The sequence below is a fragment of the Paenibacillus sp. FSL R5-0486 genome, assembly GCF_037975155.1.
In the GTDB taxonomy this organism is placed as follows: Bacteria; Bacillota; Bacilli; order Paenibacillales; family Paenibacillaceae; genus Paenibacillus; species Paenibacillus amylolyticus.
Window position 1 is genome coordinate 2543820 of the sequence record NZ_CP150237.1, and the last position, 12701, is coordinate 2556520.

Sequence of the window (12701 nt, forward strand, 5' to 3'; positions counted from 1 at the left end):
GCAGATGGAGACATTGTTGCAAAGTTTCCCTGTCGCTCTGCTTATGTTTTGTCGAATCACATCATTTTTTGTAACTGCGCCAGTTTTTTCGGCTCGAAATGTGCCGGCTTCAGTTAAAATAGGTATCTCTGCATTTGTCACATTATCTGTCTATCTGATTTACGGAATAGACCAGACCGTACCCACAGACCTGAGTTATGTCTTATTGATCATCAGAGAGATTCTAATTGGCCTGCTTTTAGGTTTTGTGGCTTATCTGTTGATGACGGCTGTTCAGACTGCGGGGACCTTTATCGATCTACAGATCGGTTTCGGTATGGCCAATGTATACGATCCAATGACAGGTGCTTCAGCTCCACTTACGGGTAACTTGAAGTATGCATTTGCTATGCTTCTGTTTCTGACAATGAATGGTCACCATTATTTGCTGGATGCGATAGTTTACAGTTACCGGTGGGTACCATTATCTAATGTGTTTTTCCTACGGTTGGCAGATGGAAGTATTGCTGAATTTTTGATTCAGACCTTAGGTCAATCATTTATGCTGGCTTTTCAGATGTCGGCTCCGATTGTAGTTGCGTTGTTTTTGACGGATGTTGGATTGGGTTTTTTGGCCAAAACTGCTCCTCAATTTAATGTATTTGCAGTTGGGTTGCCGCTTAAGTTACTCGTTGGTCTTGCTATTTTGCTTTTGCTGGTTCCCAGTTTCTCCTTTGTATTTAGTCAATTGTTCGAAGCGATATTCAGATCGATGGAAAAATTGCTTGGAACCATTGGACAAAGGCCCGGCTGAGTGAAACGGAGGAAAAGACACGGATGAAACTTCAACTCGACCTCCAGTTGTTTTCAGGGGAGAAGACGGAGAAAGCTACCCCGAAAAAGAGACAGGATACACGAAAAAAAGGACAGGTTGTAAAAAGCGCTGAACTATCTGGCGCATCCATTCTCCTAATCGTGTTTTTGATCATGATGGTATTCAGCAATTTCTATAAAGAACGTATAGTTCGTCTGTTTACAGATATCTTCATCAATCGATTGAGTATGGATATCACCGGAGAGAATGTTATGGCGCTTATGATGCGCTATGGCATTGAAGTATTGTTATTGATCGCTCCCGTTTTGCTGGGTGCGTTACTGGTTGCTTTAATCGTTAACTACATGCAAGTTGGTTTTCTTCTTGTAGGGGAAGGTTTGAAGCCAAAACTTGAGAAACTGGACCCGATTAAAGGTTTCAAAAATATATTCTCTCTCCGCTCATTAGTGGAATTTGCTAAATCCATTTTGAAAATGTCGCTTATCGGTTATCTCGTTTACAGTACAATTAAAGGATACCAGTCAGATATTGCTTCACTTTCTCATTTTTCATTGGATGCTATTTTACATTTCGTTGCGTCGATCACTTTAAGTCTTGGTATCAAGATTGCAGTGGCATTAATGATACTTGCGATATTTGATTACATGTATCAGAAGTATGACCATGAGAAGAAGATTCGTATGTCCAAGCAAGACATCAAAGACGAGTACAAGAAAATGGAAGGTGATCCGCTGATCAAAGGTAAAATCCGGGAACGCCAGCGTCGTATGGCTATGCAGCGTATGATGCAGGAAGTGCCAAATGCGGATGTAATCATCACGAACCCGACCCACTTTGCGGTTGCGCTAAAGTATGAAGGTTCCGAGATGGAGGCACCACAGATTATTGCCAAAGGTCAGGATTATGTCGCCTTGCGTATTAAGGAAATAGCCAAAGAAAACGGTGTTATTACGATGGAAAACAAGCCGCTGGCACGGGCATTGTTCCAGAGAGCCGAGATTGGTGACGCTATACCGGCCGATTTGTTTCAAGCGGTAGCTGAAGTGCTGGCTTATGTATATAAACTAAAGGGCAGAACGAAATAAAAGGGGATCGGAGGCCGTACATTCATTGAAAATTAAAGATATAGCTGTCCTTGCGGGTATCATTGGCATTGTGTTGATGATGATTCTTCCGATCCCAACCTGGCTGTTGGACTTGTTGCTGGTCGTCAATATTTCAATTGCACTGATGATACTCCTTGTTGCAATGAACAGCAAAGAAGCGTTGCAGTTTTCTATTTTTCCAGCTTTGCTGTTGATCACTACACTATTCCGACTGGCTCTGAACATTTCGACTACCAAGCTAATTCTTGGTGAAGGGGATGCTGGAGCTGTAGTTGCTACCTTTGGTAGCTGGATTGCTGGAGGACAGATTGCAATTGGATTTATCGTGTTTTTGATCCTCGTTGTCGTTCAGTTTATCGTTATTACAAAGGGGTCTGAGCGCGTAGCTGAAGTTGCTGCCCGATTCACCCTTGATGCGATGCCTGGTAAACAAATGAGTATTGATGCGGATCTGAATGCGGGTCTGATCAACGAGCAACAAGCTCGTGAGCGTCGTTCCAAAATTGAACGTGAAGCCGATTTCTATGGAGCGATGGATGGAGCAAGTAAATTCGTAAAAGGTGACGCAATTGCAAGTATTATCATCCTCCTGATCAATCTCATTGGTGGATTTATAATCGGTATGACTGTGCATGGGATGGCTTTTGCAGATGCAATGTCAACGTACTCTGTACTGACTATCGGAGATGGATTGGTAAGCCAAATCCCTGCTCTGCTTATTTCCACAGCAGCAGGACTTATCGTCACCAGAGCGTCTTCAGAAGGAAACCTGGCAGATGATATTACGGGGCAACTGTTTACATATCCAATACTAATTTATATCGTAGCTTTCGTTATTGCCATGCTCGGTTTTTTCACACCAATTCATGTTATTACTACGCTTCCGTTGGCAGGTGTGTTGGCATATGCCGCGTGGCGTATGCAGAATAATCTGAATTTGAAACAAGTAGCGGAAGAACAGTTGGAAGAAGAACAGCAGATTGAAGAGGTTAGAAGTCCTGAAAGTGTAATTAACCTGCTTCAGGTGGACCCTATTGAGTTTGAATTTGGTTATGGTTTAATACCACTTGCTGATAATCAGCAGGGTGGGGACTTATTGGATCGGATCATTATGATTCGGAGGCAGTGTGCTCTTGAACTGGGGTTGGTCGTTCCGGTCATACGGATTCGAGATAATATCCAGCTCAGACCCAATGAGTATGTTATCAAAATCAAGGGTAATGTGGTAGGTGGCGGAGAACTGTTGTTGAATCATTACCTTGCCATGAGTCCTGGCTATGATGAGGAGTCTGTGACAGGTATTGAAACGACGGAACCTGCTTTTGGACTTCCGGCACTATGGATTGATGAAGTAACCAAAGACAGAGCCGAACTTGCAGGATATACGGTCGTTGATCCGCCTTCCGTTGTGGCTACACATCTGACGGAACTGATTAAGAAACATGCGCATGAGTTACTTGGAAGACAAGAAACAAAAGCACTTGTGGATAATCTCAGAGAGAACTATTCTGCCCTTGTGGATGAACTGATCCCTTCTCTACTTTCCATTGGTGATGTACAGAAAGTGCTTGCCAAGTTATTGCGTGAGAAAATATCTATTCGAGATATGGTTACCATCTTCGAGACACTGGCTGACTATGGTACGTATACGAAAGATCCTGATGTGCTGACTGAATACGTCAGACAATCCCTCTCACGTCAGATTACTCAGCAGTTCTCACAGAAAGGTGAGACACTTCGAGTGATCACGGTTGGACCTGGTCTTGAGAAGAAAATTGCTGAAAGTGTGCAACAATCGGATCAAGGCAGTTATCTTGCGCTAGACCCTGTATCTACACAAAGTGTATATCAGAAGCTCAGTGAACAAGTGAACCGTTTGATTCAATCAGGTCAACAACCTGTTGTATTAACTTCTCCAACCATTCGGATGTATCTGCGTCAGGTTATTGAACGTACTATGCAGGACATTCCTGTGCTTTCCTACAGCGAGTTGGAGCCGAATGTTGAAATTCAAAGTATCGGGGTGGTGAACTTATGAGAGTAAAACAATACGTTGTTGAGACCATGCCCGAAGCTATGCTTCAAATTCGCAAAGACCTGGGAAGTGATGCCGTTATTCTGTCCACCAAAGAGATTAAGGTGGGCGGTGTAATGGGAATGTTTCGCAAAAAACGGATCGAAGTTGTAGCTGCAGTGGATAAGGAAGAAAACAAGCAAACAACAAAGCCAGTACAAAATCAATTCACACCTGTACCTCGTGCATTTGTACCTGAGGCTTATCGGCAAACAGCTCGTTCGTTTGTTGCGGCTTCTGATGAGTCGGTGACAACGAATACAGCTGATCAAAGTGTACAGGACCAATCTGCGGCTGCACCGTCTGTGTTTGAATCGCGTAATATCGGTTCAAACATAGACAGCGGCTCAGGTTCTTCGAGCACGGATCATAAACCGCGACCGCAAGGGGCGGATTTTTCGGGTTCAACTACTGGTCCGAAGCCAACAGGTTCAGACCAGCAGCAGGATAAGTTGATGACTGAATTGCAGGATCTTAAACAGATGGTGACCAGGCTTTCAAAGCAAGGTACTTCTGCAGACCCTGTGCCAGAGGAACTGCATACGATCCGAGAACGTTTGACAGAACAAGATGTTTGGCCTGAAGTATGGGAATCCTGGTTTGATTCAATTCAAGCAAAATGGTCTGAGGATGAATTGAAAGAACAGGATGTAGAACAAGTGGTGAAGCTTGAGATCATGCACTTTTTGGAGCAACGCATTGAAGAAGGAATTCTTCCTACCACGCGAATCGTCTATGTAGCTGGACCAACCGGTGTAGGGAAAACTACGACAATTGCAAAATTGGCTGCTGAACAAATGTTCAAAAAACAGCGTAAAGTTGGATTCATTACATCAGATACGTATCGGATCTCGGCAGTAGAACAGCTTAGAACGTATGCATCTATACTGAATGTTCCACTTGAGGTGGTGCAATCGCCCGGTGATACACAACGTGCCATTTCTCGATTAGAGAATTGTGATTTGATCTTTATGGATACAGCGGGTAGAAACTACAGAAATGAATTACTTGTTTCGGAACTGCAAAGTTTGCTTGCTCCTGTAGAGAATAGCGAAACCTTTCTGGTCATGAGTATGACTTCCAAAAGTGCTGATATGGTGCAGATCACGGAACATTTCAGTAAATATGGACTGGATAAGGTGATTTTCACCAAAATGGATGAGACTGGGAGCTGCGGTCCGCTATTTAACTTGTTACACCGTTTTCCACTCAAGCTCGCATATGTGGCAAATGGACAAAATGTTCCGGACGATTTGTTGAAACCAGATGCAGATTCGTTGTCCAAACAGTTGCTGGGAGAATGGTCACAATGAAGGATCAGGCAGCTGCACTTCGAAGTATGGTCTCCGCGCCATTGGAATTGGAAGGCATTGAGCGAGATATTCGATCCTCGAAAATCATTACTGTGGCTAGTGGTAAGGGAGGTGTTGGCAAATCCAATTTCACACTGAACTTTGCCTTGGCATTGCAGGCTTTGGGGCAAAAGGTACTTGTATTTGATGCCGATATTGGAATGGCTAATATTGATGTTCTTATGGGTACGTCTTCTTCCTATAATCTTTACCACCTGTTGTACCGACAAAAATCCATAAGGGAAATCATACAACTGGGTGCCAGTGGCTTGCCTTACATTGCTGGAGGATCGGGCATGAAAGAGTTGTTCTCATTGTCTGATCGTGATCTGGAGTTCTTCGCCAGTCAAGTCGAGGATATTGCCCAGGAAATGGATTATGTCATCTTTGACACTGGGGCAGGACTCTCCAGAGAGAATATGAAGTTCATCGGTGCTGCTGATGAATGCCTGATTATAACTACACCTGAACCGACTTCAATAACCGATGCTTATGCTTTAGTCAAAGTTATGCACGGCCAGGAAAATGCTACGCCCTTTCGGATGATCGTTAACCGGGTGGAAGACGAACGAGAAGCGGAACGGGTGGCAGAAAAAATAGCTGGAGTGGCGAGGCGGTTTTTGCAGACGGATATTCCGCTGCTTGGGTATATTTCAGAAGACGCTCAGGTAGTCAAGGCGGTTAAAAGGCAAATGCCCTATAGTCTGGCTTATCCCAATGCCAAAGCCTCTAAAGATATAGAGAAACTTGCTCTTCGTTATCTGGCTGTACCTGCAACTCCGGGATCCGGAACCTTGACAGGAATCAGGGGATTTATGAATAAGTGGCTTAAACGGACAACATGATTTCTGAATAAAGGAAACAGGGGTGACACAACATGGCGGCGTATCAAGTATTGGTTGTCGATGATTCCGCTTTTATGCGTAAGATTGTTACGGATTTGATCCAAGCGGATCCAGAATTCAAGGTTACAGCAACGGCATCAAACGGTAGAGAAGCGATTCAAAAATCACTAGAATTGAAACCCGATATTATTACAATGGACGTTGAGATGCCCGAAATGAATGGGTTGGATGCATTAAAATCAATTATGAAGGAATCTTTCGTTCCTGTGATTATGCTCTCTGGTATCAATGAACAAGGCATGAAAGAAACCATTATGGCGCTTGAAGCTGGGGCATTTGACTTCATTCGCAAACCATCTATTTCACATGACCAGGATATTGCTCAAGTTGGTAAAGCCTTGGTTGAGCGCATGCGAGCTGCGATGAATGAGATTAAAAGAAAAGCTGATCGTGAGTTATCCATGAAAAATAGAGACATGTTGCGAGGAGCAGTTGCTCCCCCAACTCAGCCAGTGCAGAAAGAACTGCCGGCTAGGGATCGAGCGGAGCCTGTGAAAAAAACGATCGAACCTGTCGAGACGATTCAACGCTCTCTTCGAGAGCGGACTGAAGCCTTTCAGGCCAAAGCAAAGAAACCAATTGAACCATTGTCACCTTCAAAACCAGGTCGCGTAGAGAATAAACCAGAGCCTTTGCCAAAGGCTGAGCGTAATTTGGGTACGAAGGCAGAAAAAGCAGTGAGGTCAGCTAATCCAGTACAGACTCCAAAGGAAGTTCGACTACCTAATGCAGCTAGAGTGGCAGCTGATCAAATAGCGGCAACTTCTGCCTCTGCAAAAGCCAAGGATGTAATCAAGCCTAATCCTGTTCCCAAAGGTGGAGGGGGACTGGAAGGACCATTCAACAAACTTGTGGCAATAGGTTGTTCTACGGGTGGACCGAGGGCTCTCAAGACATTGCTCGAGCAGTTGCCTGCTGATTTGCCTGCACCGGTCATTATTGTGCAGCATATGCCGCCCAATTTCACACGTTCTCTGGCTCAACGATTGAATACATTCAGTCCACTGCATGTGGTTGAAGCTGAAGAGGGCATGGTTCTGAAAAAAGGAACCGCCTATATAGCACCCGGCGGATTCCATGTGAAAGTTAACAAAACAGCAGACGGGAAGTTTATCGTGAAGTTGACTGAAGATCAACCAGTGAATGGCCATAGACCTTCAGTGGATACGATGTTTGAGTCACTTCTGCCGTTTACATCTTTACAAAGGCATCTTGTTTTGCTAACGGGAATGGGAAGTGATGGAGCACGTATGATGAAGAGATTATACGAAGCCGGAGTTACATCAACCTTTGCCGAGAATGAAGAAACATGTGTTGTATATGGTATGCCGCGTTCTGCTGTAGAGCTGCAATGCGTTCGTCATCTTCTGCCATTGCAGGAGATTGCTTCTAAACTTGTTCAAGCAGTGAAATAACGGAGTGTAACTCACGGAGGAGGTGCCTCACAATGGACATGAACCAATATTTATCCATGTTTATTGATGAGTCTAATGATCATCTGCAATCGCTTAACGAAAACATGCTTCAACTTGAAGGCAATCCGGAAGACCTGGGCATAGTTCAGGTTATATTCCGCTCTGCTCATACCTTGAAGGGTATGGCAGCAACTATGGGCTTTGAAGATTTGGCATCACTGACACATAAAATGGAAAATGTGTTGGATCTGGTTCGTAATGAGAAGTTGAAAATGCAGGATTACATTTTTGATACCATGTTCAAGAGTCTGGACGCTTTGGAAACTATGGTTCAGGATATTACCGAAGGTGGACAAGGTAAAGCAGATGTATCGTCGATCGTAGCTTCACTTCAAGCCATTGAAAATGGTGAAATGACAAACGGAAATGGACCTGCTACAGAAACAAACAAGCCGGCTAACGCTTCAATCTCTTCGGCTGTGGAGCTGGATGAATTCCAATATTCAGTGCTGGATCAGTCGATCGCCGAAGGTCATCGTGTGTTCTACGTGGATGTGCTTGTTAGCGAGCATAGCCAGTTAAAAGGTGTACGGGCTTATATGGTCTTTGATATGCTGGAACGTTCAGGTGAAGTCGTTAAGGCTTACCCATCCGTTCAGGATATTGAGCAGGAGAAGTTTGAGCGCAGTTTCTCGTTGTATTACATAACAACTAAAGAAGCGCACGAACTGGAAGAAGGCATCATGAGTATCTCTGAAATTGAAAGTGCAAAGCTCATTCAACTGGATCAGGAGACTCTTCAGCAGATGGCCAATCAGGTAGCAGCTACAGTTGAAGCGCCACCCGCACCAACAGCTGTAGCTGAGGTTGCTTCGCCGGATAAGAATTCTGTACCCAAAGAAGAAACCACAACGGCACCAGCTAAAACAGCTGCACCGAAGCAAGCTGCTGCACCTTCACGTACCATTCGTGTGGATATTGAACGTCTCGACGTATTGATGAACCTGTTCAGTGAATTGTTGATTGACCGTTCACGTCTGGAGCAACTGGCCAGTGAAACAGGCAACAATGATTTATCCGATACAGTAGCTCATTTAAGTCGAGTTAGCACAGATTTGCAAAATATTGTACTGAAATTGCGAATGGTTCCGGTAGATACCGTATTTAATCGATTCCCGCGCATGATCCGTGATCTGGCTAAGACACTTGATAAAAAAATCGATCTGGTGATTACAGGTGCTGAGACGGAACTGGATCGTACGGTAATTGATGAGATTGGTGATCCGCTTGTGCATTTACTGCGTAACGCGGTTGACCATGGTGTGGAATCCATTGCAGAGCGTGTAGCTGCAGGTAAACCAGAGATGGGTACAGTAAACCTGCGTGCCTTCCACAGTGGAAATCACGTATTTATCGAAATTGAAGATGATGGTAAAGGTATCTATCGCGACAAGCTTTTGAAAACCGCGATCAAACGTGGTGTTGTAACCGAAGAACAAGGTGCCAAAATGAGTGATGATGAAGTGAATCAGCTGTTGTTCGCACCTGGTTTTAGTACTGCTGATATTATCTCGGATATCTCTGGCCGGGGTGTTGGCTTGGATGTAGTAAAATCGAAGATCACTTCGCTTGGCGGTAATGTAACGATTCATTCAACTCCAGGCAAAGGCACGAACTTCTCTGTTCAGCTTCCGTTGACACTATCCATTATTGCTGCAATGCTTGTACGACTTGGTTCTGAGAAATATGCTGTTCCGTTGTCTTCCATTGTAGAGACGGCCATTGTACAACGTGAGCAAGTTCGTAATATTCACGGCAATAAAATGATCACGTTCCGTGAGTCACTTATTCCGTACTTGTCTTTGAGCGAAGTATTCTCTGTACCGGATTTCAATGACGCTGATGAGCAAGAAACAGAAATTGTCGTGATTCGCAAAGGCGACCGTCTTGCAGCCGTAGCTGTTGAAGAATTTATTGGACAAAGTGAGATTGTTCTCAAATCAATGGGAACCTATCTTCCTGCTATTGAAGGAATCTCTGGAGCAACCATTCTCGGAGATGGGCAAGTAGCCCTGATTCTTGATCCTAATGCATTTATTAAATAAGCATAGAGCTAAGTCTTACATTTAATAGGGAGGTTTTTTACATGGAAGAAGAGTTGAAAGTCATCGTCTTTAAATTGGGTTCCGAAGAGTATGGTATTGAGGTAGACAAGGTTCAGACGATTGAGCGCATGATGCCAATTACCCGTGTTCCCAAGACACTTTCCTTTGTAAAAGGAGTTATTAATCTACGCGGTGTTGTAATTCCGGTCATTGATCTACGCGGTCGTTTCTCCCTTCCGGAAACGGAATACACGGATCAGACTCGTATTGTTATCGTAGGTGTAGACGACATGCAAGTTGGCTTTATCGTAGATTCTGCCAATGATGTTATTGATATCAAGAGCAGTGCGATCGATAGCCCACCAGAAGTGGTTGGCGGCGTCAAAGCGAGATACCTGCGAGGTGTTGCTAAATTGGAAGATTCACGCTTGTTGATCATGCTCAACCTAAACGAAGTATTAAATAAAAGCGAGATTGTACAGCTGGAAAGTGTTGAGGGCTAGTACCGTGGAGATGTTCAACCGATTTGAGGTATTCCAGATGGATGTGCTCAAAGAGGTCGGTAACATTGGAGCAGGCAACGCCGCAACGGCGTTGTCTCAACTCCTCAACAGACCGATTGACATGGGTGTACCTACAGTACAAATGCTCCCTTTTGAAGAAGTTGCCGAAAAAGTGGGCGGAGATGAACGCATCGTGGTTACCGTGTTTCTTCGTGTAGAAGGCGAGGCACCGGGAAATCTTTTCTTTATGATGACACCAGAGGCTGCTAAAATGTTGTTAAATAGACTTGCCGGGTTTGATCTGAAAGAAGGACTTGATTTTACAGATATGGAACAATCAGCGCTTTCCGAGATTGGAAATATTTTGGCTGGATCCTATCTTTCTTCTCTGGCAGATTTCACGAAGTTGTCTATGTATCCAACTGTCCCTGGACTTGCCATCGACATGGCAGGTGCCATTCTAAGTTATGGCTTGCTGCAATTTGGCGAGATGGGTGACGCTGCATTGTTGATTGACACATCTTTCTTTGAAGGTGAAGATCAAGTTGAGGGTCAGTTTTTCCTCATTCCGGATCCACCATCCTTTGCAAAGATATTTGAATCGCTAGGGGTGCCACTGAGCTATGATTGAGGACAAAAGCGTCGTTAAAGTCGGTATGGCGGATTTAAACATCGCTCATCTTCCTGGTGTAATCCGTACGACTGGCTTGGGTTCGTGTGTGGGATTAACAATGTATGACCCACATTTGAAGCTGGCTGGAATGGCGCATGTCATGCTTCCTACTTCAGAGATCGCCCGTGAAGGGAAACTGAACACTGCGAAATATGCGGACACGGCGTTGCCTGAGCTTTTGGAAAAGATGATTAAACTAGGCGCTTCTCGCTCACGTATTGTGTCTAAAATGGCCGGAGGCTCTCAGATGTTTGCCTTTGCTGGCGCTGGAGATACAATGCGTATTGGACCAAGGAATGCAGATTCTTGTCGAGAGTGGCTTCAAAAACTCAATATCCCTCTTCTAGCAGAAGATACGGGTGGGAATTATGGACGAACGATTGAGATGGATTGTGAAACTGGACTTTTGACTATTCGAAGCGTACAAATGGGTGTAAAGGAACTATAAGACTATGATAGGAAACTACCGCATTAATCTTGGAGCAGGCATCGTTGGGTTTATTCTTACTTTTTTTGTAGCATACAGCAGCAATGTGCTGATGACCAGTTTAATTCGCGGATTGATCGGATTCGTAGCCTGGTTTGTCCTTGCATATGGTTTACGCTGGGGATTGGGATTGCTGCTGAACCCTCAGATCGAGGGAAATGGGTATGGTTATGATTCACCAAGTGCTCAAGATCAAAGAGGTTCACAGGTGGACATTAAAATCGAAGACGATGGACAAGAGCTGAATGATTTGCTCAAGAGTGGACAGAACGCTTCATCTGGGGACGATCTTCCGCCATCTGAGACGAAAGCTCCAACGGGATTCGCCCCTTTGGATCCGCCTAAACTTGTCCGGACCAAGGATCCGGAGGAATTGGCGCAGGCCGTTCGTCACCTGACAGACAAATAAGGAGGGTGAAAGTAATTGAACGAGCGTAAAGCTTCACATTTGAACCATTCTGATCTGTGGGAAAAGTGGAAAGAACATGGAGATCTTGAAGCCAAGAAAACGTTGATTGAAAAGTATCTTCATATTGTAAATTATGTATCCGGTCGACTGGCTGTTGGTTTACCCAAAAATGTTCCCAAGGATGACTTGGAGAGCAATGGCGTTATGGGGTTAATTGATGCATTGGAGAAGTTCGACTATGAACGTGGTCTGCAATTTGAAACTTATGCATCATGGAGGGTCCGCGGAGCTATTCTTGACGGTCTGCGTCAAGGTGATTGGGTTCCGCGTTCTGTGCGTGAGAAGGCCAAGCGAATTGAAGACGCCTACCAACAGTTGGAACAAAGTTATCTCAGGTCTGTTAGTGATGAGGAAATGAGCGAGTACTTGGACGTATCCACTAAAGATTTTCAACATATGCTTCAGGAAGTGGCAGTCATGTCACTTTGCTCGTTGGAGGACCCAATTCGTGAGGAAGAGTCTGAGACTCGTCTGTCTTTGATGGTGGATGAGAAAGCCAAAAATCCGGATTATAAAGTGAATGAGTTTTATTTGAAGGAAGCTTTGGTGCAAGGGCTTGATAAGTTGACGGTAAAAGAGAGAACGGTTGTTTCACTCTTGTATTACGAAGATCTTTCTCTTAGTGAAATTGCTGAGGTTATGTCTCTTTCTCCGTCTCGTATATCCCAGTTACATTCCAAGGCAATATTACGATTACGCGGCACGTTGGACAAACAGAAAGATTTGTTGATGCGTAAAGATTAATAGAGAGAAGTAATATCATTGGAGTTTGGGGAGTGGAAAGTCTAAAAGGGGGAA

General features: G+C 44.4%; 12 protein-coding genes. All 12 read left to right on the top strand.

Annotated features, from left to right (window positions below; genetic code table 11):
- Positions 1–4 precede the first annotated feature (4 nt).
- From fliR to MKY01_RS11545, 12 genes are read left to right on the top strand one after another with little or no spacing between them, the layout of a single operon-like run.
- Complete coding sequence (fliR, locus tag MKY01_RS11490; RefSeq protein ID WP_036609353.1) at positions 5–793, top strand: flagellar biosynthetic protein FliR; 789 nt, start codon at positions 5–7, stop codon at positions 791–793.
- 23 nt (positions 794–816) lie between these two features.
- Positions 817–1899: a flagellar biosynthesis protein FlhB gene (flhB, locus tag MKY01_RS11495; protein WP_339286433.1), complete on the top strand. Its 1083-nt coding sequence runs from the start codon at positions 817–819 to the stop codon at positions 1897–1899.
- Positions 1900–1924: 25 nt separating this feature from the next.
- On the top strand, positions 1925–3958 hold the full coding sequence (gene flhA / locus MKY01_RS11500; RefSeq protein WP_036670372.1) for a flagellar biosynthesis protein FlhA: 2034 nt from the start codon (positions 1925–1927) through the stop codon (positions 3956–3958).
- Positions 3955–5307 (top strand): flagellar biosynthesis protein FlhF, encoded by a 1353-nt coding sequence (gene flhF, locus MKY01_RS11505; protein ID WP_339286434.1) that lies wholly within the window; start codon positions 3955–3957, stop codon positions 5305–5307. Before flhA ends, flhF begins: the two co-directional genes overlap by 4 nt.
- Positions 5304–6191 carry a MinD/ParA family protein gene (locus MKY01_RS11510; protein ID WP_017689167.1) on the top strand — a complete coding sequence of 296 codons (888 nt, stop codon included), beginning with the start codon at positions 5304–5306 and terminating at the stop codon, positions 6189–6191. The genes flhF and MKY01_RS11510 overlap by 4 nt, the downstream gene beginning before the upstream one ends.
- A gap of 32 nt (positions 6192–6223) precedes the next feature.
- Positions 6224–7666, top strand: coding sequence for a chemotaxis-specific protein-glutamate methyltransferase CheB (cheB, locus tag MKY01_RS11515; RefSeq protein WP_047842490.1), 1443 nt, complete (start codon positions 6224–6226; stop codon positions 7664–7666).
- A gap of 32 nt (positions 7667–7698) precedes the next feature.
- Positions 7699–9771 carry a chemotaxis protein CheA gene (locus tag MKY01_RS11520; protein WP_036609342.1) on the top strand — a complete coding sequence of 691 codons (2073 nt, stop codon included), beginning with the start codon at positions 7699–7701 and terminating at the stop codon, positions 9769–9771.
- Positions 9772–9812: 41 nt separating this feature from the next.
- On the top strand, positions 9813–10274 hold the full coding sequence (locus MKY01_RS11525) for a chemotaxis protein CheW (protein WP_036609340.1): 462 nt from the start codon (positions 9813–9815) through the stop codon (positions 10272–10274).
- A 10-nt stretch (positions 10275–10284) separates the two neighbouring features.
- Positions 10285–10905, top strand: coding sequence for a chemotaxis protein CheC (locus tag MKY01_RS11530; RefSeq protein WP_100529443.1), 621 nt, complete (start codon positions 10285–10287; stop codon positions 10903–10905).
- Positions 10898–11395, top strand: coding sequence for a chemotaxis protein CheD (locus MKY01_RS11535; RefSeq protein WP_091031874.1), 498 nt, complete (start codon positions 10898–10900; stop codon positions 11393–11395). Before MKY01_RS11530 ends, MKY01_RS11535 begins: the two co-directional genes overlap by 8 nt.
- A 4-nt stretch (positions 11396–11399) precedes the next feature.
- Positions 11400–11843, top strand: a complete 444-nt coding sequence (locus tag MKY01_RS11540; RefSeq protein ID WP_017689161.1) for a hypothetical protein — start codon at positions 11400–11402, stop codon at positions 11841–11843.
- A gap of 15 nt (positions 11844–11858) precedes the next feature.
- Positions 11859–12647 (top strand): FliA/WhiG family RNA polymerase sigma factor, encoded by a 789-nt coding sequence (locus MKY01_RS11545; protein WP_017689160.1) that lies wholly within the window; start codon positions 11859–11861, stop codon positions 12645–12647.
- The last annotated feature ends 54 nt before the right edge of the window (positions 12648–12701 follow it).